Genomic DNA, 24,741 nt, shown 5'->3' on the forward strand with positions numbered 1-24,741 from the left:
CAGCTGCATCAACAGCTGCAAGTGAAGCTAAGCAAAATTCAAATTATGCTTCAGCCGATAAAACAGCAATTAGCAGCGAAGCTCAGTCAGCCTCAGATGCAGCCGCAAAGGCATCGTCAGCAATGGCACAAACTAGCGGAACAACAGATCCAACTATAATAGCTAATGCTAAAGATGCAGCTACAAGTTATGCTAAGCAAGCACAAGATGCATCAAATGCGGTATCAAGTGCTATTGCTCAAGCATCAAATAATGCAGCATCAATGAGTAATGCAAATACAACAGCATCAAATGCTGCAAGCCAAGCTGCATCATTGAATTCATCAGCACAAAGTAATGATAATTACGGTAGTGGTGATAAATCCAACATTGCTAGTTATGCAAGTGAAGCTGCAAAACAAAGTACAGCTGCAAGCGAAGCTGTAGCAAAGGCTAAATCAGCCCCAAGTGCAGATTTCAACACTTATATGAGTAATGCAAGTCAAGCTGCATCAAGTGCTCAAGCAGCCTTGAATAGTGCAAGTTCTGCTATTATAACTGCAAACTCAAATGCTTCTGCAGTTGCACCAAATAAGACAGCTGCCAGTCAAGCTAATTTCAATGCACAATCAGCAAATAAAGCTGCATCAACAGCTGCAAGTGAAGCTAAGCAAAATTCAAACTATGCTACTGCAGATAAAACAGCAATTAGTAATGCTGCTAAGACAGCATCAGATGCTGCATCAAATGCTGCTTCTGAGATGGCTAAGACCAGTGGAACAACTGATTCAACTGTAATAGCTAATGCTAAAAGTTCAGCAGAAGGTTATGCTAAACAGGCCCAAGATGCATCAGGTGCTGTATCAAGTGCTATTGCTCAAGCATCAAATAATGCAGCATCAATGAGTAGTGCAAATACAGCAGCATCAAACGCCGCAAGTAGCGCAGCTTCATTGAATTCATCAGCACAAAGTAATGATAATTACGGTAGTGGTGATAAATCCAACATTGCTAGTTATGCAAGTGAAGCTGCAAAACAAAGTACAGCTGCAAGCGAAGCTGTAGCAAAGGCTAAATCAGCCCCAAGTGCAGATTTCAACACTTATATGAGTAATGCAAGTCAAGCTGCATCAAGTGCTCAAGCAGCCTTGAATAGTGCAAGTTCTGCTGTTATAACTGCAAACTCAAATGCAGCCGCAATGTCATTCAATAAATCAGTAGCTCAAAGCACTGCTGATGCAGCTAAGGGTGCTTATGATAGTTTAAGTAACGCTGCGGTCAGTGCTGCTAATAATTCAAGTTATGGTTCTAATGATAGAGCAGCTATTTCAGATGCTGCAAAGGCCGCTTCAACTGCAGCTTCTAAAGTTTCCTCAGCTGCTGCAAAAGCTAGTTCATCGACTGATCCATCAGAAGTAGCTTCAGCTGCTAATGATGTTAAATCAGCTGCTACTGAGCTAAGTAATGCTTCATCTGGTGTATCTAAACAAATTTCACAAGCAGATACTAATCTTTCTAATGTTCCTGCTAATAAGTCCGCAGCTAATAGTGCAGCTTCAATTGCAAGTTCAGCTGCTAACTTAAATAGCTCAGCACAAAATAATCCTGATTATGGATCAGCAGATAAATCAAAAATTGGTAGTGCAAGTTCTACGGCTCAAAGCTATGCTAATGATGCCAGTTCAGCAGCTAAGAATGCTTCCAATGCTAGTGATCCAGATAACGTTTCAAGTTATGCTTCACAAGCCTCCATTGCAGCATCTCAAGCTAGTTCAGTAATGTCAGATGCAATTAGTAAAGCTGACGTCAATGTTGCTAAAGCTTCTTCGGCTAACAGTTCAGCATCTAATGCAGCTTCATTAGCATCAAGTGCTAACGCACAGGTTCAATCAGATAACGCTAAAGTTCAAAAGAGTGGTAATGATTATGATAGCAATACTAAATCAGTTGTGAATAGTGCAGCTAATGCTGCTTCTAAGGCAAATGCTGATGCTGAAGCTGCATCGAGTGCTACTCAAAGCTATGTCAACCAAGCTAAGAGTGCCGGTGATGCTGCAACTGCTAGCGGTTTCCGTGATCAAGCATCTTCTGCTGCCAGTGTTGCTAGTTCAGCTGCTAGTTTGGCAAATTCAATTGCCAGTTCAGTTTATGATTATCTATATGGTAATAATGATTATGCATATGGATATGTTGAAAACTCGACCTCTACAGCTAATAGTAATGCTTCAGATGATGAAATTGATGGGTACACTAAAGTATCTGGAATTCAAGTTCCATTTAAGGTTTATGTAAAACAATCGTTGTTTGAACATAGTAGTCCTGATTTCAAGGAAACTAATGAAATTAGACAACACAGTCGTTCAGATGCTATCTTTACAGCTGATAAACTAGAAGTAGTAGCTGTTTACCGTGGTAAAGATGGATTGTTGAGATTCAAATTGAAGAACGGTCGTTTTGTAACTGCAAATCCTAAGTATGTTGGTCGTCTATATTTGAATGACCACAAGATCAATAAATTATATGTCATTCAACCAGGCGGTGTTTGGGAACACAGTTCAACTAAGTTCAACAAAAATAATAGAGTTAGAAAACTAAATGACCACAGTGTTATTAAAGTAACTGGCATGTTTGTTGGTCAAGACGGTATTACTCGATTTGTTCTTGAAAATGGTAACTTCATTACTGGAAATGTGGAATGCGTTTCTGCTAAAGATTTTACTAAGAATGAGAAATGGTAATATTTTAACTCTAATAAAAAATAGTCTAGCGAATAGCTAGGCTATTTTTTTGTATAAAAGTGATGACTAAGTAATTAATTATTAGTTATAATATAGTAGAATATTTATATATTATTGTTATTGAAGTTTAATTAAGTTAAAGTTATATATGTAAGTGAAACAAAGTGTTTCATACAAAGTAGGAGGATTTTAATGAATCCAGAACAATTCAGACAAGCTTTATCAGAACAAGGAATTGAGTTAACTGATCAACAACTTAAACAATTTGATCAGTACTATGAACTATTAATTAGTACGAATGAACATGTTAACTTAACGACGATTACTGATAAAAAAGAAGTTTATTTAAAACATTTTTATGATTCAATCACCCCAGCCTTTTTTGTTGATAATTTAAGAAATGATAATATTTCAATTTGTGATGTTGGAGCTGGAGCTGGTTTTCCATCGATTCCCTTAAAAATTGTTTTTCCAAACCTTGAAGTTAGTATTATTGATTCGCTTAATAAGCGAATTAACTTTTTAGATAACTTGGTAAAGACATTAGGCTTAACAGGAGTCCATTTACATCATGCGCGTGCTGAAGAATTTGGTGGCAAGCGTTCAAAATATCGTGAAAGTTTTGATTTTGTGACAGCACGTGCAGTAGCTAGAATGACAGTTTTATCAGAGCTTTGTTTACCATTGGTTAAACAGGGTGGTCAAATGATAGCTCTAAAGGCTTTACAAGCTGAGAATGAAATTAGCAATGCTAAGCAGGCAATTGGAACCTTAGGCGCTAAATTAGCACTTGACGAAGAATTTAACTTACCCGTTTCTAATGATGTACGTCATATTGTAGTTTTAGATAAAGTAAAAGCAACACCGAAACAATATCCACGTAAAGCGGGAACACCTAATAAAAAACCAATTGGTGAAAAAATAGATAAGTAAGGAAGGTGACATAAATGGGATATGTGATTGCCTTAGCTAACCAAAAGGGTGGCGTTGGTAAAACTACGACGTCCGTTAACTTAGGTGCAGACTTAACTAATTTAGGTAAATCAGTATTATTGGTGGATGCCGATGCACAAGGTAACGCTACTTCTGGTATTGGGATTCAAAAGTCACACATTGAAAAAGATATCTATGATGTGTTAGTTAATGAGGAACCAATCAAAAACGTTATTTTACATTCGCAACACAAGGGTTTAGATATTGTACCAGCAACGATTCAATTATCAGGTGCAGACGTGGAACTAACTCCTCAAATGGCCCGCGAAGTACGTTTATCCGATGCAATTAAGACTATCAAAGACGACTATGATTACATATTAATTGATTGTCCACCGTCTTTAGGCTTAATCACAATTAACGCCTTTACAGCGAGTGATTCGATTTTAATTCCGGTACAAAGTGAGTATTATGCTTTGGAAGGGCTTAGTCAGTTATTAAATACCGTAAAATTAGTGCAAAAACATTTTAATCCAGATTTGAAAATTGAAGGAGTACTTCTAACAATGTTTGATGCTCGGACTAATTTGGGTAATCAGGTTAACAAAGAAGTGCGTGAATATTTTAAAGATAAGGTCTATCAAACAATTATTCCACGTAACGTTCGATTGTCTGAAGCTCCTAGTTACGGTTTACCAATTATTGATTATGATGCCAGTTCCAAAGGTGCAAAATTATATATGGAATTAGCAAAGGAAGTGTTAGCTGCTCATGAAAAATAAAGGCTTAGGTCGCGGAATTGAAGCTTTATTTGCTGATAATGAAATTAATGAAAATGAAGAACAAGTAACTGAAATATCAATAGATAAGTTACATCCAAATCCATTTCAACCTAGAACTGAATTTGACACAGCAGCTTTAGATGATTTAGCGCAATCAATTAAAAAATCAGGAGTTTTTCAACCGATTATTGTTCGTAATGATGATAGTCATTCTAAAGAATATCAAATCTTAGCAGGTGAACGTCGCTACCGTGCATCTAAATTAGCGGGTAAGGAAACGATTCCAGCCATTATTCGTCCTATTTCAGATGAACAAATGATGGAGATTGCAGTAGTTGAAAATTTACAACGTGAAGATTTGAGTCCTTTAGAAGAGGCCGAAGCGTATGCAACTTTAATGGATAAACTCCATTTAACGCAAGCACAGGTTTCACAGAGATTAGGTAAATCGCGTCCATACATTGCTAATTATTTACGTTTATTGAAGCTACCTAGAGAAGTTCGATTATTACTAAAAGCTGACAAATTATCGATGGGCCAAGCACGAACTTTACTAGCTATTAAAGATGAGCATAAATTAATTAAGCTAGCCCATGCAACAGTAGCTAATAATCTAACGGTCCGTCAATTAGAACAACTAATTAATTCCGAGAATAAATCCAAAGCTAGTCAAGCTAAACCACGTACAAAAAAATCCCCATTCGTGCATGATGCTGAACAACAGCTTCAGGATTTATTTGGAACATCAGTATTATTGAATGCATCAAAAAGTGGCAAGGGTAAAATAGAAATAGATTATAGTTCTAATCAGGATTTAAATCGAATTTTACAAATTTTAAACATTAGTTTAGATTAAGGAGTGGGCATTTATGTATGATTTACATGATATTGTTGAAATGAAAAAGCCACATCCATGTGGTACGAACTCATGGGAAATTATTCGAATGGGCGCAGACATTAAGTTAGAGTGTCAAAACTGTGGTCATATTATAATGCTTTCGCGTCGTGAATTCGAAAAGAAAATGAAAAAGATTTTGAAAAAAGCAGCACAATAATAATTTATAGAAAGAGTGAATTAAGTTATGGCATTAACAGCCGGGATCGTAGGTTTACCTAACGTTGGTAAATCAACATTATTTAACGCAATTACTAAAGCAGGGGCAGAAATGGCAAATTACCCATTTGCGACAATTGACCCTAACGTAGGGATGGTTGAAGTTCCAGATAAACGATTAGACCGAATTCAAGAACTAATTCCTGCTAAAAAAATTGTACCAACTACATTTGAGTTTACTGATATTGCTGGAATCGTTAAGGGTGCTAGTAAAGGTGAAGGTTTAGGTAACAAGTTTTTAGAAAATATCCGTCAAGTAGATGCAATTGTACACGTTGTCAGAGCTTTTGATGACGATAACATTACCCATGTAACTGGTAAAGTTGACCCTGTTGATGATATTCAAACTATTAATCTTGAACTTGGGATTGCTGATTTAGATGCAGTTAATAAACGTTTAGGGAAGGTTCAACGTGCTGCTAAGGGTAAAGATGAAGAAGCTTTAGCTGAACTAGCAGTTTTGAATAAAATTAAACCAGTTTTGGAAGCTGGTAAACCAGTGCGTTCAATTGACTTTGATGAAGACGAGCAAAAAATTGTTAAAGGCTTTTTCCTATTAACTTCCAAACCAGTGTTATACGTAGCCAACGTTTCAGAAGATGATATGGCTGATTCTACTGCATCTAAATACTTCCAACAAGTTAAAGAATTTGCTGAAAGTGAAGGCGAACAAGCCATTGGAATTGCTGCTGAAACTGAAGAAGAAATTGCGGAATTAGATGATGCTGATAAAGCTGACTTTCTTGAAGCTGAAGGGGTTGAAGAACCGGGTTTAAATAAATTAATCCGTGCTTCCTACAAATTATTAGGTTTAGAAACATTCTTTACCGCTGGTGGTAAGGAAACTAAAGCTTGGACTTACTTAAAGGGGACTAAAGCTCCTCAAGCTGCAGGGATTATTCATTCTGATTTTGAACGTGGATTTATTCGAGCTGAAGTAATGGCTTTCGACGACTTAGATAAACTAGGTAGTGAACAAGCGGTTAAAGAAGCAGGTAAGTTACGTGTAGAAGGTAAGGAATATGTTATGAGTGATGGTGACATCGTTAACTTTAGATTCAACGTTTAATTTAAGTAAGGTAGGAGTTTTAAATTATGGCTGAAAAACGTAATGCGCATGTTAAGCAAAATCGTACCAATGTTCATAAGCAAGAACGTAGTGAATTTGACAATTTAGGTTTAACCAAAAAAAATGCAGATTATATGTTCCGCTTCAATCGTGAACTAACTACAACTAAGTTAGCTGCTGAAAAAAAAGCTGAGTTGGTTCGTCAAATGATTAAAGAATTAATTGATTCACAAAAACATGGGGTAACTGCTAGAAACCTATACGGTACAGTAGGTCAAAAAATTAATGCAGTATTAAACCCACCTAAAAAACCCGTAAACTTTAAAGATAATTTCTGGCCTAATGCAATTTATAATTCGCTAGCCTTTTACATTATCTTTAATCTATTGTACGGAGTGTTACTTTTTATTAATCGTAGTCAAGCAACCTATAATCAAGCAATGGGAATTGTTTCGATTACTTTCGTTGCAATCGTAGTTGGAATTGGGATGCCACTGATTTACAATATGATGGATATGAATGTTAAGCACAAATATAATGGATGGATGCGTGCATTATTCATTATTTTAATATTTTTAGCTTGGATTGTAATGTTTACAGTTTCTTCATTAATACCGAAGGCGATAAACCCAGTGGTAAGTCCATATGTTAACTTTACACTAGCTATAGTATCAATAGCTGCAGCGATTTACACTTATCGTAAATATGATATAACCGTTAATTTTTTGGCACCTAGAGCAGTTAAAAAATAGTTTTATAAGAAAGCAGAGGGTTGAACTACTCTGCTTTTTTTGTTATATTGAAAGATAAAAATTAATAAAGGAGTTTCTGCCGATATGTCTAATTGGGATACTAAGTTTGCGAAACAAGGAATAACTTTTGATGATGTTTTACTCATTCCAGCCGAAAGTCACGTTTTACCTAACGAGGTTGACTTGAGTGTTCAATTAGCTGATAACTTAAAATTAAATGTACCATTCTTGAGTGCAAGTATGGATACAGTTACTGAAGCACCAATGGCTACTATGATGGCACAATTGGGTGGATTAGGTGTTATTCACAAAAATATGATTATTAAGGATCAAGCTGCTGAAGTTGCTAAAGTAAAAGCGATTGAAAAGGATGCTAAACATCCTAGTGCTGCTGTAGATGCTAAAAATCATTTATTATGTGCCGCTGCGGTTGGTGTAACTTCAGATACTTTTGAACGTGCAGAAGCTTTATTTAATGCTGGTGCAGATGCCATTATTATTGATACTGCGCATGGTCATTCTGCTGGTGTTCTACGTAAAATCAAAGAAATTCGTGAAAAATTTGCTGATAAAACTTTAATTGCTGGTAACGTCGCAACTGAAGCCGGTGCCGATGCACTATTTGAAGCTGGGGTTGATGTAGTTAAAGTTGGAATTGGTCCTGGTTCAATTTGCACAACTCGTGTTGTTGCTGGGGTTGGAGTTCCACAAATTACAGCGGTTAACGATGCTGCTAAGGCCGCAAGAAGATGGCACAAACCTATCATTGCTGATGGTGGAATTAAACATTCTGGTGATGCTGTAAAAGCGCTAGCTGCTGGTGGTAATGCAGTTATGCTTGGTGGAATGCTTTCTGGTACTGATGAAGCACCAGGTGAAATTTTTGAAGAAAATGGTGTTAAATACAAAGCATATCGTGGTATGGGTAGTTTAGGTGCTATGGAACATGGCTCAGCTGATCGTTACTTCCAAGGTGAAGTTAATGAAGCTAAGAAATTAGTTCCGGAAGGTATTGAAGCTCGTGTTGAATATAAAGGTTCTGCCGCTGGGGTTATTTTCCAAATGGCTGGTGGTCTCCGTGCTGGAATGGGATACACAGGTAGTCAAAACATTAAAGATATGATTGAAAATGCCCAATTTGTACAAATTACAAATGCTGGTTTAATTGAATCACATCCACATGATGTTCAAATTACTAAGGCAGCTCCAAACTATAAATAATTTAAAATATAATTAAAGCAAAAAGAGCTAGACGTTAAGAAAACATCAAGCTCTTTTTTATTGTGTTTAAATAGCGTTGAATTAACTGACTTAATAAATTCAATCTGTTATTATTGAAATATATGATTTAATTATAATAATTATTAAGGAAGAATAAATTTATGAAAATTTTAGTTGTAGATGACGATAAAGAAATCGCTCAATTATTAGAAATATACATTAAAAATGAAGGCTATGATACTATTTCCGCTAATGACGGTGAAGAAGCATTATCATTACTTAGAACTGAACCTGATATTGGACTGATGATTTTAGATATTATGATGCCTAAAATGAATGGTTTGGAAGTTATGAAAGAAGTTAGAAGAGATTCACAAATTCCAATCATTGTTTTATCTGCTAAAACTGCAGATATGGACAAAATTCAAGGATTAATTAGTGGAGCAGATGATTATGTTACTAAACCATTTAATCCATTAGAAATGATGGCAAGAGTTCGCTCGTTATTACGTCGTTCCGAAAATCAAGTTACTAGTAATAAACCGGATATTTTAGATATTTGTTCATTAAAGATAAATAAAGATTCACACGAAGTTAAAACTCGTGATGATGAATCAGTTCAATTGACTGCTTTAGAGTTTGGCATTTTATACTTACTTGCTAGTCATCCAAACAGAGTATTTTCTGCTAACGAAATATTTGAAAGAGTATGGCGCCAAGAAAGCATCGTTTCAGCTAAAACAGTTATGGTGCATGTTAGCCACTTGAGAGACAAAATAGAAGAAGCTACCCATGGTGAAAAAGTTATCCAAACAGTTTGGGGCGTTGGATATAAGATTGAATCTTTAAATTGATTAAGAGGTAATTGTTATGAAGTTAACAACGCGTGAAAAAATGACGCTAGTTGGTGAGGGGATAACTACATTATTTCTTTTAATTATTATAAACTTAGCTGTTTTAGTAATTATGAATGATACGATTCAAGATAATCCTGGAATTAGAAATGGCATTTTTATTATTAAACAATCTATTGCAGTTGGACCAATGCATTTAAATTTATGGAGTTGGGCCAATGTTTTTATGTTTATATTTGCAACATTCGATGTTTTTGTCATTTATTGGCGATTACTACGTCGATATCATCAAATGCAGACAGCACACATTATTAGAGAAGTGCATTACATTGCAGCTGGTCATTTTGATCATCGGATTAATTTTGAACTGAAAGGTAGTCAACAAAAGTTTGTACGTAGTATTAATGCTTTGGTTGATAGTGTAATTGCATCAATTGAAGAAGAACGTAATTTAGAAAAGTCAAAAGATGAAATGATTGCGAATGTTTCTCATGATATTAGAACGCCATTGACATCAATCATTGGATATTTAAGTTTACTAGAAAATAAGCAATATCGTTCAATGGATGATATATTAAAATATACGCATATCGCTTTTGTAAAATCTAAGCAAATGAAAGAACTAGCTGACGATTTATTTGAGTATACTAAGGTTAGTCATACAACTTCTACGCCGTTTAATAATACGATTATTAATGTAGGTGAAATGTTAGACCAGATGGCAGTTAACTTTGAATGGGAAACTGTCAATAATAAAATGAACATCGTGTCTAGCTCGAAAGAAGATAATGTTAAAATGGAAGCCGATCCAGAAAAACTAGCTCGAGCGATTAATAATTTGATTATTAACGCCTTTAAATATGGAAATGATGGTCAAAATATCTATTTAAATTGTCATAATGTTTCTGATAAAGAAATAACTATAACCGTAGCTAATGACGGTAAAAAAATACCTAAAGACTCGATTAATAAGCTATTCAATCGTTTTTATCGAGTTGATAGTTCAAGAAATACTAAAACCGGTGGTACAGGTTTAGGATTGGCTATTGTACAAAGTGTTGTTGATTTGCACAATGGTTATGTGGATGTTACTTCCACTGATGAATTGACTTCTTTTGTTATTCATTTACCGATAAATCATAAAGATAAGTTGATAGATCCTAATAGGTTAGCTAAAATTAATAGTAATAACTAAATGAAGAGGGATGTAAATGAATAACAAAAAAGGTATCATTGCATTTTTTGCCTGTATTTTATTTGGTACTTTTTTAGGGATGTCTACTGTAGTAAATGCTAGTAGTACTTCTAATAAAGAATTAGGGTTAAATGCTCAGTCAGCGATAGCGGTTGATCCAAAAACGCACCAAGTTTTATATGCTAAAAATACAAATGAAGTACTACCAATTGCTTCAATAAGTAAGTTGCTTACTGTCTACATGGTTTTAAATGAAATTCATTCGCATAAACTAAACTGGAATGATAAAGTCGATATATCAAAGGATTTACAAGATTTTAGTTTAGATAATACATATGCTAATGTTCCATTATCAAGTAGTAAGTCGTATACAGTTAAGCAGTTGTATGAAGCAGCTTTAATATATTCAGCTAATGGGGCAGCGCTTGCTTTAGGTGATAAAATTTCCAATAATGATTCGACTAAATTAGTTAAAATGATGTATTTAGAAGCTCGAAAAATGGGAATTAAAGATGCAAAACTCTACAATGCTTGTGGATTAAAAAATGGTGAAGTTGGTAGCATGGGATTGAAATCCTCGTCTTATGACTCTGAAAATAAAATGTCAGCTAAAGACCTAGCCATATTGGCTAGTCACTTAATTAATCAATACCCGGAAATATTAAATACTACTAAACAAAAGTCGATTAATTTTAATGGCAAAAAGCTTGATAATTGGGACTTGATGTTAGACGGTGAATCGCAAGCCGTTCCGGGAGTGCATGTTGATGGTTTAAAAACTGGTACTTCCAATGCTGGTGGTGCTAACTTTGTAGGAACCGCTGTTAATAAAGGGCATAGAATAGTAACTGTAGTTATGCATGCCAGAAACGATTACACTTATGACCCGGCTAGGTTTATTGAAACTTCGAAATTAATGCGTTATGTATTTAATAGTTATGATTTTTACAATTTTAATCGTGGCGACAGTGCTAAAAACTTGAAAAATGTTTTAAATGATAAAGTTAATTTAACTGGATATATTAACGTTCCAAATGGTAAGCAAGTTAAAATACCGTTACTGTTTTCAGAGAATTATGACATTTGGATTCCAAAACATAATAAGATATCAGACGTAAAACTTAATGTTGCTTCTAATGTTAAATATAAAGATGGTGTAAATGCACCGATTAAAAAATATCAGCCACTTGCTAGAATGACCTTAAAAAATGTGTCGTTTTTAAATAGTGACAATAGTCAGCCAATTATGATGGCTGCTGTGCATGACGATAAGGCTAATATTTTTGTTAGAATGTGGCGTGCAATCACTGGTTGGTTTTAGCCCATTATAAAGCAAAGTTTCCCTTGGAAAAGTTTCCGCGTGGAAACTTTTTTACATAATTAGTTATTGATATCGAAAATTAGATAGTTCATAATACCATTGTTGATTTGTCTATTAATTTATATTGTTTTTGAGTTATAATAGATAAGAATTGATTAATTTTAATTTATTATTAAAACGGAGGAATACGTTTGACTAAAGAAGTAAATGATCCAAGTACTCCCAATTGGATGAAAAACTTAAAAGTTTCAATGCCTTTAAATTTAAGTTATATACCAATCGGATTAGCTTGTGGAATATTACTACATGCAGCTGGTTTTAATACTTACTTAACAGCATTGGTTTCAATTATGATTTTTTCTGGGGGAGCTCAGTTTTTAATAGCTTCAATGTTAGTAATTGAAGCTCCGCTATTATCAATTGTTCTAATGTTATTTTTCTTAGAGTTAAGGTATGCCTTTTTAGGTTCTAGCTTATCTAAGTATCTACAGGGACAAAGTAATCGGTTTACATTTCTTTTTGCCGCGTCATTAAATGACGAAAATTATGCTATTAACTATTTAAAATTTTCAACTGATAAAAAGTGGACACCAAGTGATGCCCTTCAAGTAGAACACTATTCATTACTATTTTGGACGGTTAGTAATATTATTGGAAGTTTCATTGGTTCAGCTTTGCATATTAATCTAACAATAGTTCATTTTGCTTTAACGGCTTTATTCATATACATGATAGTTATGCAGTTAAAGAGTTTATTAAAATTATTTGTAATGGTTATAACAGTTGGTTTTGCTATTTTCTTTATGTTGTTAATTAAATCTACTTTAGGATTAGTTGCATCAACTTTATTGGCATCTTTTATTGGTTATTCAATTGAATCTTATATTCGTAAAAGAAATCCTAAGTATCGCAAGAATAGGTTGCTAAGACTGTTTAAAAATCCAGCGGGAACCCCTATGGATGAATCAGACGAAGATGATAAATAATATATAAGTTATAGGAGAAATTTTATGGAGTGGAATTCTACACAACATTTTTGGTTAATAATGCTAAGTTTTCTGGTGGCTTTGATTCCTAGATTTGTACCGTTAGCTTTCTTTAGAACTAGAAAAATACCTAAATGGTTTAATGAATGGATGAATTATGTACCAATTGCTTTATTTACTTCTTTAGTTGTTAAAGATTTATGTATAACTTCTACTTATACGTTTTCAATTGCTGATAAATTACCAGAATTGATTTCTGCAGTTATCGTTTTTGCGATTGCTTATTGGACTAGATCAATGGCGATTTCAGTTGTGGTTGGTTTGGCATCAGTATTTTTAATTGCTTTTATAATATAAAAAATAGACCTCCTAAAAGGGGGTCTATTTTTTTATTTTATTTATACATATAATCTCTTGTTAAAGGTAATTCTTGTCCAGAAGGGCCCTTAGAAATTAAATATTGCATTACATCTATATTTCCAGCTTTGAATGAACCAGCACATGTTTTTAGATATAAATCCCACATGCGCAAAAATCTTTCATCATCGCCAACAACTTTTTTAACTTCTTCGATATTGTTGTTAAAGTTAACATCCCAACATTCAAGAGTTTTTTGATAGTGACGGCGTAATGATTCTAAATCATAAATTTGCATTCCGTTATTTACGATGTGTTGTAAGTTTTCGTTCATGCCAGGGACATATCCACCGGGGAAAATATATTTATTAATCCAACCGTTATATGCACCGCCTTGTTGTCTAGTAATACCATGAATAATTGCAACACCATGAGGCTTCAGATATTTGCTTACACATTTGAAATATTCATCTAAGTTTTCTTTACCTACATGTTCAAACATTCCAACGGAAGTTACGTAGTCAAATTGTTCATCGCCTAAGTTACGATAATCTTCCAATCTAACTTCAGCTAAGTTTTCCAACCCTTGTGTTTTAATTTGTTTATTTACATAATCACATTGTTCTTGACTTAATGTAACACCAACTACTTTCAAGTTAAACTCTTTGGCAGCTGTTAACATTAAAGTTCCCCAGCCACAACCAATATCTAGTAAGGTGCGGTTAGGTTTAGGGTTAAGTTTTTTGATGATATGATGCATTTTTTGCTTTTGAGCAGTGTAAATATCATCATCTGGTTTTTCAAAATATGCACACGAATATGTCATGGTAGGGTCTAACCAAATTTTATAGAAATCATTACCAATGTCATAGTGACTTTGAATATCTTTTTTACTTTCTTTTTCTGAGTGTGATTGTTTTGGCAAGAATTTAATGAAACGATGGTCTCTAATAAAACTTGTTGATTTTTGGTAGGCTGAAACTATTAAGTCTTCGATACTACCAGTAACTTCAATTTTTTTATCCATATATGCTTCACCTAAAGCAATTGAAGCATTGCTACGAATTTCTTTAATGGGAACCGGTTCATTCATTTTAATCTTAGCAATTGGAGCTCCTTCTCCATATTGTTCAGTTTTACCGTCCCAATAAGTTACTTGAATTGGATCGTTAAATCCGTGTTTAAAAAATTGCTTGTAAAATGTTTTTTCAAACATGAAAACAGTCCTTCCTAATTAATTGTTACCACATTTTTTCATTATACGCTTTTTAAAGCGGTTTTTGTAAGAACGAATTTTGGCAGATTAAAAAAGATTCCTTTATATGATTAAATGTTATAATTATTATTAATGAGTTTATATTGTTTGAGGAGGATACATATGAAAAAATGGATATATTCTATACTATCTATCGTAGTTATTTGTCTAGTTGGATTTTTTGCTTTCGATAAGTTTGGTGGTAATAAAACAGAAAATAAGGTAAATACTGAAACTAGTAAATATGATAGTTATATAAAATCAGGTAAACAACATGTGCAAGATGCTAATTATGCATCTGCTAAAGTTGATTTTCAGAGTGCATTAAAACAAAAATCTGGTGATAAAAAAGCTGAGCTATACTTGAACCAAACTGAGAGTTTCGATGTAGCTAATCAATTATTTGGAAAAGAACGTTATCGTGCCGCTAAAGTTGAATTTGAAAAAGTTGCTGAAACCAAAAATGGTTTGTCAGTTTTAGTAAAAAGGGCTGAAGATAACATTAATGAAATTAAACATGCTCAAAAAAATATTGAAAAATTCAGTATTATTTACGATGATGCAATAAAAGATTTCAGAAATGGTAATTACAAAGAGTCCTTATCTTTGTTAGATAAAATATTTAATGATGCTTCAATTAATAAACCTTATTACAAAGACGTTTTGTTGTCTGCTAAAAAATTAAAGGAAGCTAATCAAAAATCATTAAAGGGAGAAGGAAATGTTGAAGTTGATTCTCCAGATTTTGAAAGTAATTTAACTAAAAATAGTTCAAGCTATTCCAATAATTCTGATAGTTCTAATAAAGAACAATCTTCCCAAAAGAATGAACATAAATACAAGGGTTCTAACGAATATTCAGTTAATAAATCCGATAAAGAAGTTAATGGTAAGAAAATTAGTGATGATTCAGTTCAAAATGCTAGAAAACTAATTAATAAAGCCGGAGTATACGCTGATTCTATGTCTGATCAAGACGTTAGGAATACCATCAAGGCTGCTAATAAAAAAGGTGTTTCTGTCGAAGAATATGCTAAAACATTTCTAAAATAAGGAGGTCTTGAATGGATATCTGGAGTAAGTTTATAAACAATGTAAAATTAAGAAGGTATATAGTTTTAATTTTTATAGTGTGCTTTTTGTTTTTAATTCGCAGCATGCTTAGTCTAATTTTATTGACATTTATTTTTACATTTTTAACTACAAAATGGGTTAAATTTGTGCATAAAAAAATAAAGATTCCAGCGCCAATACTAGTGATTATTACTTATTTAGTCTTTATTGCTGCAATAGTAATATTGGTAACAGTTTATTTGCCAGTTATAGCTGATCAAGCAATAATTGGAACTAAGCACATTATTAATTTTTATCAAGATCCTTCCAACTTAATTGGTAATGATAATGCTAAGCAAATCGTTCAACAGTTTGTCGAAAAATCTAACTTTTTAAATACTTTAAAGGGTAGTTTAAACATTGCTTGGAGCTATGTAACTAGTGTTGGTCAAATGGGAGTAACTTTATTTATTTCCATCATTCTTAGTTTCTTTTTTACTTTAGAAGAAAATCAACTAGCTGATTTTAGTAAGAAATTTTTAAAAGCTGACTTTGCATGGCTCTTTAGTGATGTTTATTATTTCGCACAAACTTTTACTAAAACCTTTGGAGTAGTATTAGAAGCTCAATTTATTATAGCTGCTCTAAATACAATTTTTACAACTGTCATAATGTATGTTTTAGGTATGCCGCAACTAGGTATTTTAGCAGTTGTAGTATTTTTCTTGAGCCTTATTCCAGTTGCTGGGGTAATTATTTCACTAATTCCACTATGCTTGATTGGTTATTCAGTCGGCGGTTTTAAATATATTATTTATTTAGTGATTATGATTACAGTTGTTCATTTTTTTGAAGCATACGTTCTCAATCCAAAGTTAATGTCTTCTAGAACAGATCTTCCCATCTTTTTCACTTTTTGTGCTTTGTTAATTGGTGAGGAAACTTTAGGCGTTTGGGGACTGATTGTGTCAGTACCAATTCTAACTTTTGCATTAGAAATAATTGGAGTTCGAAGGATACCAAAAAAAGAAAAGAACGAAATTAAGAGTTAAATCTGTAAATATACTGAAAAAAATGTTAAATTGGTGTAGAATTGTTATGTTAATTCAAGAATAGAAAGAGGTTAATACTTATGTCAAAACTTGTATTGATTCGTCATGGACAAAGCCAATGGAACTTAGCAAATAAGTTCACTGGTTGGGTTGATGTTGATTTAAGCGATAAGGGTGTCGAAGAAGCAAAAGAAGCAGGTAAATTAGTTGAAAAAGCAGGTCTTAAATTTGATTATGCTTTCACTTCTGTTTTAACTCGTGCTATCAAGACTCTACATTATGTTTTAGAAGAATCAGATCAATTATGGATTCCTGAAACAAAGACTTGGAGATTAAATGAACGTCATTACGGACGTCTTCAAGGTTTAAACAAAAAAGAAACTGCCGAAAAATATGGTGACGAACAAGTTCACATTTGGCGTCGTTCATACGACACATTACCTCCATTATTGAGTGCTGATGATGAAGGTTCAGCAGTTAATGACCGTCGTTATGCAGACTTAGATCCAAATATTGTTCCTGGTGGAGAAAACTTAAAGGTTACACTAGAACGTGTAATGCCATTATGGGAAGATGAAATTGCTCCTAAACTATTAGACGGCAAGAATGTTATTATTGCCGCTCATGGTAATTCATTAAGAGCTCTAAGCAAATATATCGAAAGAATTTCTGATGATGATATCATGGACTTAGAAATGAAGACTGGTGAACCAGTTGTTTATGATTTCAACGATAAATTAGAAGTACAAAGCAAAACTAAGTTAGACAAATAAAAAAGTAAAATAAAAAATCCTAGCCAATTATTAGCTAGGATTTTTTATTTTACTTTTTGTTGAACCATTCAGCAATACTTGGCCATGAATTATTGTTAATTATCATTCTAGGTGTATATTGAAGATTACTGCGTTCATGTGAATTATTTTGAACAATTCCACTATCTAAAGTAGCAATCCAATCTAGATGCTGAGTATGCAAGAAATCGTTAGTTTGTGTAGTTCCACCACCATAAGGGTATGCAAAGGAATTTGCATAATAGTGCATTTCTTTACGCATTACTTTTCTTGAAACAGTAAAGTCTTTAGTAAACTTATGGTAATTTTGTTTAAGATCAAAAATAGGGACTAATGACTTGGTTAAATAATGCATGTTGTTGGTGTGTAGTCCGACGGTCATTAAATTGCCAGCCATTCGTTTAGCGTAATGAATCTGATTCCAAGTAGCTAGTTTTGTACCTTCACGATACTCACCAGTGTTACCAGTGATGATAAAGGTTGTAAATGGAAAGTTATATTTTTTCATAACTGGAATTGCATTATCAATGGTAGAACGATCAATATCATCAAAGGTTAAAACCGCATATTTACCTTTAATTGGTTTCTTACTGTTAGTCATTTTAACCATTTGATTACCAGAAATTACTTTTATATGGTGGTCATGTAGAAATTTCATTTGAGATTCAAACTGATTAATTGGCACTTCAAAATCATGGAGTTGTGAGTTGGTAGATAGTGTTTTAGCAATGTTAACGCCTAAGGTGTTTTTAAGTACTCGATGATAACAAAATACCATAATACCATCTTTTATTTTTTCTGATTGTTTGTCTAATGAATAATTTTCACTAGCACCGCGATCGTACTGTACATTTTTTTTCAAGGTAAAAGCTAGTGTAATTACGATTGCGATACCTATGACAGCTACTATTATTTTTCTAGTGGTTCTGGACATGTTTATTTTCCCTTCTTAAATATCTTAATCTAAAGGTTGAATAAATTGCGGTTATTACAATTAAAATAATCATGGCGACTATTAATTGGGTGTATAAACCGTAATCTAAGTTAAATAATAGGTAAAAACTCACCATATCATCACTGTAATATCCTAGTAGAAAGTTTACATTTACGAGAATTATAAAAAGTATGAATAACCACATTAATAAATATAGCAAGAAGTGAAAAGATTTTCTTAGAAAACCTAATTCTTTTCTAACAATGTACTCTTCTCTTTTTTTCATTTTATAACCCCCGATCTGGACTGCTCCAAGTACCATCTTGTTTTGGATCTAAGAAGAATGATATTAGGGCAGTAATACAACTTATTAAATTAATCATCCAGTAGTATACAATATAGATAGGAATTAACAATAGATCTTTAAAATCTAAATAGGCACGTTCCTTGGACCCCCAAAAGCCAATACCAAATTGTAGGAAACTAATTCCAATCAAAATTAGTAACACGTCACCGTCTAATTGTAATTCATGATCGACTAAGAAATTTAATAGATATGAAATAGTACTTAAGGCGGTTAAAACAGCCCAGAAGTTACTAATAATAGTTTCGTATAATAAAGCTTTTCTAGTGATATCACTATGAATTAAGAAATCATTATTTTTAACTAAAACTTCCATTCCACCACGGGCCCATCGGCGACGTTGCTTAATTAGATTTCGAACATTTTCGGGAACTAATATCCAACAAATAATGGAAGGTTGATATTTAATCTTCCAATTTTTACGATATAACCGCCAAGTGATATCAATATCTTCAGTTATAATTGTAGGGTCCCATCCATTAACGTCCTTTAAAGCTTCACGACGAAAACCTACGATAACTCCAGAAACAGTGTTAACTCGACCATATAAAAATGATTGCGCCTTTTTAATAATATCAATAACACCAATATATTCTAGCAATTGCAATCTGCCTAGAATAGTAGTTCGGTTTCTAACTACTGGTTTACCGGCGACCGCCCCTAGCTTATCATTAGATTCAAGGGTTTTAACCATAATGCTAACTGAATCTTTGGCAATAATTGAATCAGAATCAATTCCCATAATATATTTACCTGAAGAATTAGCAAATCCTTGATTCATTGCATTAGCTTTTCCTTGGTTAACTTCAATAGGAATGACTTTAACTGTGAACTGATTAGCGTATTTCTTTTGTATTTCGTACATAATATGTAAAGTGTCGTCATCACTTTTATCATCAATTAATATTACTTCAAAATTTTTGTAGTTAATATTAGAAATTGATTTAACAGCATCCCACAACGTGTCATGCTCATTATGTGCTGGAACCAAAATAGATACGAGAGGTTCTTTATCGTATAAAGGTAATATTTCTTTTCGACGATAAATAGCCTCATAAATACAACCAACAATCCAGATAACCGATACAAAAATCGGATAACCGATTACAAAATCGTTAATTATTTCAAAAAACCACATAATATATGTTTCCTCCTCGTTAAATGAAACAATAAAATTTTATACTAAATAAATTCTTATTGCGGTTTATATGAATGACTTCTTAGAAACTTCATTATATAAGACTTTGTGAAATATAGCAAAATTACATAGTCTTACTACCAGTAATTATATATCAACAAAAAAGAATCCTAAGTGCCACTTAGGATTCTTTTTTTATTTTTTAATTATTTTAATTTCAGTTTGATTGCCTTTGTCGATAAAATATACTTTTTCGTTTTCATTGTCGCTCAAACTACCCATGTTTATTGCTGGGTGGTTATCGATTACTGATAAACCATTAAAGCGATTTTCTAACATTTTTTTTATTATATTTCCGGTTTCGTCGAAAATAGAAGCTTTTTGAGCGGCACAAGCTAAAGTGAAACCTGAATCCAGAAATGATTTTATTAGCTGAATTTTAATTAATGAGTGATATGAGTATTGCTTATTTTTATTCTTATTAGTTTTTTCAGATTGTATGTATCCCTTTTGATCCCAATAGCGAATTTGAGTGGCTGATATTCCTGTCATTTTAACAATTTGGCCGATTCCAATTTCAAATTGTGACTTTTTGATAATGTCACCAATTCTTTTAGAATAATCTTTTATTTCTTCACTACTAATATTTTTCAAAAAATCAAGCCTCCTTTTGTTATACATTTTTATATTAATATTAAATTATTTATATTAATTATATATTATTTAATGCCTTTGTCAAATTAGTTGACAAAAAATGGTTATTTTAGTATATTTGTCTCAACGAATTTTATATAAATATATTTTATGTTATGAAAGAAGGAATAATATGGTTGCTTTGGATGTAACCGGCAAAAAGTATAATCGCTTTATGCTTGTGCTAATTTTATTAGTAGGAACTTTTTGTACGATATTAAACCAGACAATTTTATCAACTGCTTTTCCTACCTTAATGAAAGCTTTTGATATTAATACTTCCACGGTTCAGTGGTTGACTTCTGGTTTCATGATGGTTAATGGAATAGCAATTCCAGTTAGTGCTTGGCTATCAACCAGGTTTAACACTAAGTGGTTATACTTAATTGCTATGATGGTGTTTGAAGTTGGAACAGTGGTTTCATTTATGGCACCTAGTTTTGGGGCACTATTAGTGGGACGTTTAATCCAAGCTCTAGGAGTAGGGGTAACAATGCCACTACTTCAAACGATTATGTTAACAATCTTTCCACCTGAAAAACGTGGTGCTGCCATGGGATTATCTGGAATTGTAATTGGGCTAGCCCCAGCAATTGGACCGACATTATCAGGATGGATATTAGTAAATGCATCATGGAGAGACTTATTTGGATTGATTATTCCAATTGTTGCAGTCGTTATATTGCTAGGGTTTAAATTTATGCGTCCTATTTTGCCTACTAAGCATACTAAACTAGACTATCTTTCATTAGTTTTCTCAACTATTGGTTTTGGTAGTGCACTTTATGGATTCTCTGAAGTTGGTACTGAAGGATGGGGTAGTAATATAGTTATTTCTACATTAATATTAGGAATTATCTTCATTGCCCTATTTGTATGGCGTCAAACTAGTATGGATAAACCATTCTTAAATCTAAAAGTTTTCAAATCAACGCAGTTTACAATTGCAACAGCATTGAGCACAATTACTATGATGGCATTAGTTGGTTTTGAAATGGTATTGCCATTATATTTACAAATTATTAGAGGTATGAATGCTTTACATTCAGGATTAACATTACTGGCAGGTGCATTAATGATGGGATTAGTTAGTCCATTTGCTGGTCAAATATTTGATAAGTACGGTGCTAAGAACTTAACTAAAACAGGATTTACTTTGTTAACTTTAGGCACATTACCATTTATTTTCTTAACTGAAGATGTTTCTATATTATATATAGTTATCTTATATGCAGTTAGAACTTTTGGGATGGCATTAGTTATGATGCCAGTAACTACATCTGGTATGAACGCATTGCCTACAGAAATGATGGGGCATGGAACGGCCGTTAATAATACGGTTAGACAAGTTGGAAGTTCAATTGCTACGGCTGTTTTAGTTTCGATCTTGTCCAATGTGACAACTAGTTCAATGCCTGCTAAGAGTTTATTAAAATTAGATCCGTTAGCTTATAAAAATGAAGCCTTGTCAGCAACTTTAAGTGGATACCATGCTGCTTTTGCAGTCGCAATTGTTCTAACAGCTGTTGGTTTAATCCTCTCATTTTGGCTTGGTGATGGTCACTATGTAAAGGAGGATGACAAGTAATGATAATTTTCGTACTAATTATTGCTGGATTATGCTTTTTCTTGTGTACCAATTTATTAGTTAATAATAGGAGTTTGCATTTAATCAGTTCATTATTCTTTGGTTTACTTACAACGTTATCGGTAATCTTAATTATTGCTAATTTTAATAACCATTTTGGGATGCATAAGGTAACTTATACTAAATCATCAGTATTAGCTTCCAATAGTAAAGATATCAATGTGTTGTTAAATCAACCAATTGGAACTTCAGGTAAAGACAAAGTAGTTATTTATAAAACTAATTTAAATCAGAAAAAACCATTAAATACTTCTACTGATAAAACTGAAAATCGTATTTTACAAGGTGAAACGAATGCTCGGTTAGTTACAAAAAAAACTAAATGGGAATACAAAAATGATAGCTACAAATTCTGGTTCGATTTTGCTCAAAAACCTAACCGCTATAAAACAGTTAATTATTTTTATATTCCTAAGGATTGGTTAAACTTAACGGTTAAACAAGCTCAAGCATTACCCAAAATCATAGAAAAAGTAAAAAGCCAAATGGGTAACTCTAATAACCCACAAGCAATGAAACAAGCTGCGCAATCATTTGTACAAAGTGAAGTTATGAAAGGGATGCAACAAAATCCTAAAATGACTGCTAAAGAAAAAAATGTTCTAATTAAACAAAGCACTGCAAAGTTTGAACAAAAAGCTAAACAACAAGCAATGGCTAAAATGCTACCTTTGATTAAAAAGCAACTAGCTAGTGTAAAATAATATTGACAATTATGGCTTAGCTGATTAATATAAACATTAATCAACAAATGCTTTGAAATAGTCTAAGTATTTTCTATAATTTTGAGAATTCAGAAATCTAGTGGGAATGTGAACTAGACGATTATAGTTAAGAATTACAACTATGGAGCTGCTTAATTTTGACGTTTTATCTCGTTATCGATATTTGAGTGATCTAAATTATTTTGGATAACTTGGGTGGTAACGCGGATTTATTACTTTCGTCCCTAGCAATATATTTTATTGTTAGGGACTTTTTTATTTGGAGGAGAACGATATGAACATTATTGATGATTTAAAATGGCGCGGAGCAATTAATCAACAAACTGATGCAGAAGGCTTAAAAGAAGCTGTCGAAAATAAAAAAATTGGTTTATATGCAGGAATCGACCCAACGGGGGATAGTATGCATGTTGGCCATTTAATTCCATTTATGATTTTAAAAAGATTCCAACTAGCTGGTTACCGTCCATATATTTTAATTGGTGGTGCAACTGGTTCGATTGGTGACCCAAGTGGAAAAAAAGCCGAACGTACTTTACAAACAATGGAACAAGTTGGACACAACCAAGCATGTTTAACTAAACAAATGGAGGGACTATTTGGCAAAGATGGTTCTTTCAATATTGTTAATAACTATGATTGGTTGTCAAAACTTTCATTAATTGATTTTCTGCGTGACTATGGTAAGTCATTTAATGTAAATACCATGCTTAACAAAGAAATCGTTTCTAGTCGTTTAGAAACGGGAATTTCTTATACTGAATTTACTTACCAAATTTTGCAAGGAATCGATTTTGCACACTTATTTAAAGCACATGATGTTCAATTGGAAATAGGTGGTTCCGACCAATGGGGTAATATCACTGGTGGAATTGAATTAATTCATAAGTTACATGGTTCAGATGCTAAAGCCTTTGGTTTAACTATTCCATTGATGTTAAAAGCTGATGGAACTAAATTTGGTAAAACTGAGGGTGGCGCAGTATGGTTGGACCCTGAAAAGACTTCACCATATGAATTTTACCAATTCTGGATCAATACTGATGATCGTGATGTTATTAAGTACCTTAAATACTTTACTTTCTTAAGTCACGAAGAGATTGAAGGGTTAGCTGATAAAGTTAAAAATGAACCATATAAACGTGAAGCACAACGCCGTTTAGCTGAAGCAGTTACTGAATTTGTGCACGGTAAAGATGCAGTTATAGAAGCACAAAATATTACTAAAGCACTATTTTCTGGTGATATTAAACAACTTACTACTAAGGAAGTTGAACAAGGCTTGAAAAATATGCCATCAATGGAAGTTTCTAATGAAAAGAAGAACATTATTGAATGGTTAACTGATGACACTAAAATTGAACCTTCTCGTAGACAAGCACGTGAAGATGTTAAAAATGGTGCTGTTAGAATTAATGGTGACAAAATTATCGATACTGATTTTGTGATTGATCCTAGTGCTTATTTTGACGGGAAATTTGTTGTGGTTAGACGTGGTAAAAAACGTTACTTCTTAGCTAAAGTTAAATAAATATCTTTGAAAGGGAAATTAATTTAAATTAATTTCCTTTTTTTGTTGACATTTTTTCAAATACACGGTATATTATTACTTGCGCTGTTAAATGTGCATATCACTTAAATATTTAAATGTTAAAAAAGTAAAAAAACTTATTGACATTGAGAAATATAAATGATATTATTAAATAGTTATCGTTAAGGTGATGACGAAAAAGATTAGATCTTTGAAAACTGAACAAGATTTTGATAATCAATGATGTGTAAGGAAC

Annotated in this window: 23 protein-coding genes; 19 read left to right on the forward strand and 4 right to left on the reverse strand. The window is 33.0% G+C overall.

All coding sequences use genetic code 11. From position 1 onward, the window contains the following. The 13 genes from FD06_RS07700 to FD06_RS04305 all read left to right on the forward strand — a co-directional run. Positions 1-2,717: DUF5776 domain-containing protein (locus FD06_RS07700; protein ID WP_237757232.1), on the forward strand; the 2,717-nt coding region annotated here is incomplete at its 5' end. 192 nt (positions 2,718-2,909) lie between these two features. Then, positions 2,910-3,650 carry a 16S rRNA (guanine(527)-N(7))-methyltransferase RsmG gene (gene rsmG / locus FD06_RS04250; protein ID WP_056966291.1) on the forward strand — a complete coding sequence of 247 codons (741 nt, stop codon included), beginning with the start codon at positions 2,910-2,912 and terminating at the stop codon, positions 3,648-3,650. Positions 3,651-3,664: 14 nt separating this feature from the next. Next, on the forward strand, positions 3,665-4,432 hold the full coding sequence (locus FD06_RS04255; RefSeq protein WP_056966293.1) for a ParA family protein: 768 nt from the start codon (positions 3,665-3,667) through the stop codon (positions 4,430-4,432). Continuing rightward, the gene (locus FD06_RS04260) at positions 4,422-5,288 is read left to right on the forward strand and encodes a ParB/RepB/Spo0J family partition protein (RefSeq protein ID WP_056966295.1); all 867 of its coding nucleotides are present in this window, start codon (positions 4,422-4,424) and stop codon (positions 5,286-5,288) included. The genes FD06_RS04255 and FD06_RS04260 overlap by 11 nt, the downstream gene beginning before the upstream one ends. Positions 5,289-5,301: 13 nt before the next feature. Next, on the forward strand, positions 5,302-5,487 hold the full coding sequence (locus tag FD06_RS04265; protein ID WP_054658620.1) for a DUF951 domain-containing protein: 186 nt from the start codon (positions 5,302-5,304) through the stop codon (positions 5,485-5,487). Between the two features lie 27 nt (positions 5,488-5,514). Continuing rightward, a complete protein-coding gene (ychF, locus tag FD06_RS04270; RefSeq protein WP_056966297.1) occupies positions 5,515-6,615 on the forward strand; it encodes a redox-regulated ATPase YchF in 1,101 nt (366 codons plus the stop codon). A 26-nt stretch (positions 6,616-6,641) separates the two neighbouring features. After that, positions 6,642-7,367: a DUF1129 family protein gene (locus FD06_RS04275; RefSeq protein ID WP_056966299.1), complete on the forward strand. Its 726-nt coding sequence runs from the start codon at positions 6,642-6,644 to the stop codon at positions 7,365-7,367. An 84-nt stretch (positions 7,368-7,451) separates the two neighbouring features. Then, positions 7,452-8,588, forward strand: coding sequence for an IMP dehydrogenase (gene guaB, locus FD06_RS04280; protein ID WP_054658626.1), 1,137 nt, complete (start codon positions 7,452-7,454; stop codon positions 8,586-8,588). Positions 8,589-8,749: 161 nt separating this feature from the next. Beyond that, positions 8,750-9,442, forward strand: a complete 693-nt coding sequence (locus tag FD06_RS04285; RefSeq protein WP_054658628.1) for a response regulator transcription factor — start codon at positions 8,750-8,752, stop codon at positions 9,440-9,442. A gap of 16 nt (positions 9,443-9,458) precedes the next feature. Then, positions 9,459-10,637, forward strand: coding sequence for a sensor histidine kinase (locus FD06_RS04290; protein WP_056966301.1), 1,179 nt, complete (start codon positions 9,459-9,461; stop codon positions 10,635-10,637). Between the two features lie 16 nt (positions 10,638-10,653). Continuing rightward, positions 10,654-11,958: a serine hydrolase gene (locus FD06_RS04295; RefSeq protein WP_056966304.1), complete on the forward strand. Its 1,305-nt coding sequence runs from the start codon at positions 10,654-10,656 to the stop codon at positions 11,956-11,958. Positions 11,959-12,188: 230 nt separating this feature from the next. Then, complete coding sequence (locus FD06_RS04300; protein WP_054658654.1) at positions 12,189-12,944, forward strand: AzlC family ABC transporter permease; 756 nt, start codon at positions 12,189-12,191, stop codon at positions 12,942-12,944. 24 nt (positions 12,945-12,968) lie between these two features. Next, entirely contained in the window at positions 12,969-13,301 is a 333-nt protein-coding gene (locus tag FD06_RS04305) for an AzlD domain-containing protein (RefSeq protein WP_054658634.1), read from the forward strand. 37 nt (positions 13,302-13,338) lie between these two features. Here FD06_RS04305 and FD06_RS04310 read toward each other — a convergent pair whose 3' ends face one another. After that, the gene (locus tag FD06_RS04310; protein WP_056966306.1) at positions 13,339-14,517 is read right to left on the reverse strand and encodes an SAM-dependent methyltransferase; all 1,179 of its coding nucleotides are present in this window, start codon (positions 14,515-14,517) and stop codon (positions 13,339-13,341) included. 162 nt (positions 14,518-14,679) lie between these two features. Between FD06_RS04310 and FD06_RS04315 the strand changes: the two genes are divergently transcribed. The 3 genes from FD06_RS04315 to FD06_RS04325 all read left to right on the forward strand — a co-directional run bounded on the left by FD06_RS04315 (position 14,680) and on the right by FD06_RS04325 (position 17,434). Continuing rightward, entirely contained in the window at positions 14,680-15,609 is a 930-nt protein-coding gene (locus FD06_RS04315; RefSeq protein WP_056966308.1) for a hypothetical protein, read from the forward strand. Between the two features lie 11 nt (positions 15,610-15,620). Beyond that, positions 15,621-16,661 (forward strand): AI-2E family transporter, encoded by a 1,041-nt coding sequence (locus FD06_RS04320; protein ID WP_054658640.1) that lies wholly within the window; start codon positions 15,621-15,623, stop codon positions 16,659-16,661. Positions 16,662-16,741: 80 nt separating this feature from the next. After that, positions 16,742-17,434 (forward strand): 2,3-diphosphoglycerate-dependent phosphoglycerate mutase, encoded by a 693-nt coding sequence (locus FD06_RS04325; RefSeq protein WP_056966309.1) that lies wholly within the window; start codon positions 16,742-16,744, stop codon positions 17,432-17,434. Positions 17,435-17,483: 49 nt separating this feature from the next. Here the strand turns inward: FD06_RS04325 and FD06_RS04330 are convergent, their stop codons facing one another. The 3 genes from FD06_RS04330 to FD06_RS04345 form a co-directional block, all read right to left on the reverse strand. Further along, a complete protein-coding gene (locus FD06_RS04330; protein WP_056966311.1) occupies positions 17,484-18,386 on the reverse strand; it encodes a polysaccharide deacetylase family protein in 903 nt (300 codons plus the stop codon). 287 nt (positions 18,387-18,673) lie between these two features. Then, a complete protein-coding gene (locus FD06_RS04340; protein WP_056966315.1) occupies positions 18,674-19,888 on the reverse strand; it encodes a glycosyltransferase in 1,215 nt (404 codons plus the stop codon). A gap of 195 nt (positions 19,889-20,083) precedes the next feature. Then, positions 20,084-20,542 carry a MerR family transcriptional regulator gene (locus tag FD06_RS04345; protein ID WP_056966317.1) on the reverse strand — a complete coding sequence of 153 codons (459 nt, stop codon included), beginning with the start codon at positions 20,540-20,542 and terminating at the stop codon, positions 20,084-20,086. Positions 20,543-20,714: 172 nt separating this feature from the next. On the opposite strand from FD06_RS04345, the gene FD06_RS04350 reads away from it, so the two are divergent. From FD06_RS04350 to tyrS, 3 genes are all read left to right on the forward strand, one after another. After that, positions 20,715-22,169 carry an MDR family MFS transporter gene (locus tag FD06_RS04350; RefSeq protein WP_054658650.1) on the forward strand — a complete coding sequence of 485 codons (1,455 nt, stop codon included), beginning with the start codon at positions 20,715-20,717 and terminating at the stop codon, positions 22,167-22,169. Beyond that, complete coding sequence (locus FD06_RS04355) at positions 22,169-22,933, forward strand: DUF4811 domain-containing protein (RefSeq protein WP_054658652.1); 765 nt, start codon at positions 22,169-22,171, stop codon at positions 22,931-22,933. Before FD06_RS04350 ends, FD06_RS04355 begins: the two co-directional genes overlap by 1 nt. A 295-nt stretch (positions 22,934-23,228) precedes the next feature. Continuing rightward, positions 23,229-24,485, forward strand: a complete 1,257-nt coding sequence (gene tyrS / locus FD06_RS04360; RefSeq protein WP_056966319.1) for a tyrosine--tRNA ligase — start codon at positions 23,229-23,231, stop codon at positions 24,483-24,485. Positions 24,486-24,741: the final 256 nt, after the last annotated feature.

This window comes from Apilactobacillus ozensis DSM 23829 = JCM 17196, assembly GCF_001435995.1.
Taxonomy (GTDB): Bacteria; Bacillota; Bacilli; order Lactobacillales; family Lactobacillaceae; genus Apilactobacillus; species Apilactobacillus ozensis.

Bases quoted from the DNA above. Each gene is read 5' to 3' on its own strand.
- rsmG (WP_056966291.1), top strand. From the start codon at position 2,910: ATGAATCCAGAACAATTCAGACAAGCTTTATCAGAACAAGGAATTGAG.
- FD06_RS04255 (WP_056966293.1), top strand. From the start codon at position 3,665: ATGGGATATGTGATTGCCTTAGCTAACCAAAAGGGTGGCGTTGGTAAA.
- FD06_RS04260 (WP_056966295.1), top strand. From the start codon at position 4,422: ATGAAAAATAAAGGCTTAGGTCGCGGAATTGAAGCTTTATTTGCTGAT.
- FD06_RS04265 (WP_054658620.1), top strand. From the start codon at position 5,302: ATGTATGATTTACATGATATTGTTGAAATGAAAAAGCCACATCCATGT.
- ychF (WP_056966297.1), top strand. From the start codon at position 5,515: ATGGCATTAACAGCCGGGATCGTAGGTTTACCTAACGTTGGTAAATCA.
- FD06_RS04275 (WP_056966299.1), top strand. From the start codon at position 6,642: ATGGCTGAAAAACGTAATGCGCATGTTAAGCAAAATCGTACCAATGTT.
- guaB (WP_054658626.1), top strand. From the start codon at position 7,452: ATGTCTAATTGGGATACTAAGTTTGCGAAACAAGGAATAACTTTTGAT.
- FD06_RS04285 (WP_054658628.1), top strand. From the start codon at position 8,750: ATGAAAATTTTAGTTGTAGATGACGATAAAGAAATCGCTCAATTATTA.
- FD06_RS04290 (WP_056966301.1), top strand. From the start codon at position 9,459: ATGAAGTTAACAACGCGTGAAAAAATGACGCTAGTTGGTGAGGGGATA.
- FD06_RS04295 (WP_056966304.1), top strand. From the start codon at position 10,654: ATGAATAACAAAAAAGGTATCATTGCATTTTTTGCCTGTATTTTATTT.
- FD06_RS04300 (WP_054658654.1), top strand. From the start codon at position 12,189: ATGAAAAACTTAAAAGTTTCAATGCCTTTAAATTTAAGTTATATACCA.
- FD06_RS04305 (WP_054658634.1), top strand. From the start codon at position 12,969: ATGGAGTGGAATTCTACACAACATTTTTGGTTAATAATGCTAAGTTTT.
- FD06_RS04310 (WP_056966306.1), bottom strand. From the start codon at position 14,517: ATGTTTGAAAAAACATTTTACAAGCAATTTTTTAAACACGGATTTAAC.
- FD06_RS04315 (WP_056966308.1), top strand. From the start codon at position 14,680: ATGAAAAAATGGATATATTCTATACTATCTATCGTAGTTATTTGTCTA.
- FD06_RS04320 (WP_054658640.1), top strand. From the start codon at position 15,621: ATGGATATCTGGAGTAAGTTTATAAACAATGTAAAATTAAGAAGGTAT.
- FD06_RS04325 (WP_056966309.1), top strand. From the start codon at position 16,742: ATGTCAAAACTTGTATTGATTCGTCATGGACAAAGCCAATGGAACTTA.
- FD06_RS04330 (WP_056966311.1), bottom strand. From the start codon at position 18,386: ATGTCCAGAACCACTAGAAAAATAATAGTAGCTGTCATAGGTATCGCA.
- FD06_RS04340 (WP_056966315.1), bottom strand. From the start codon at position 19,888: ATGTGGTTTTTTGAAATAATTAACGATTTTGTAATCGGTTATCCGATT.
- FD06_RS04350 (WP_054658650.1), top strand. From the start codon at position 20,715: ATGGTTGCTTTGGATGTAACCGGCAAAAAGTATAATCGCTTTATGCTT.
- FD06_RS04355 (WP_054658652.1), top strand. From the start codon at position 22,169: ATGATAATTTTCGTACTAATTATTGCTGGATTATGCTTTTTCTTGTGT.
- tyrS (WP_056966319.1), top strand. From the start codon at position 23,229: ATGAACATTATTGATGATTTAAAATGGCGCGGAGCAATTAATCAACAA.